The sequence below is a fragment of the Thermus aquaticus genome, from assembly GCF_001280255.1.
Classification (GTDB): Bacteria; Deinococcota; Deinococci; order Deinococcales; family Thermaceae; genus Thermus; species Thermus aquaticus.
This window is the reverse complement of sequence record NZ_LHCI01000024.1, coordinates 1-343: the sequence shown is the minus strand read 5'-3', so window position 1 is coordinate 343 and position 343 is coordinate 1. Positions and strand designations below refer to the sequence as shown.

Genomic DNA, 343 nt, shown 5'->3' with positions numbered 1-343 from the left:
CCGCCTTGGGCAGGCGCAGGGACTCCGGCACCCGCACCTCGTCCAGGATGAGCTCGCTGGTCACCGAGGCCCGGAGGCTCATCTTGTGCTTCCCCCCCCGGGCCTGGAAGCCCTTGCTGTGGGTGGGGACGATGAAGCCCAGGCCCCTCCCCGCCTCGTCCTTGGCCCAGATGATGGCGATGTGGGCCAGGTTGCCGTTGGTGATCCACATCTTGGTGCCCGTGAGGACCCAGGTGTCCCCCTCGAGGCGGGCCTTGGTCTTCATGTTGCCGTGGGGGTCCGAGCCGCCGTCGGGCTCGGTGAGGCCGAAGCACCCCACCATCTCCCCCCGGGCGAGCCTGGG

At 70.3% G+C, this 343-nt stretch carries 1 protein-coding gene; it reads right to left on the bottom strand.

Translation table 11 applies throughout. From position 1 onward, the window contains the following. Positions 1 to 343 (bottom strand): acyl-CoA dehydrogenase family protein (locus BVI061214_RS00170; protein WP_211256762.1); only part of this gene is annotated, 343 nt, incomplete at both ends.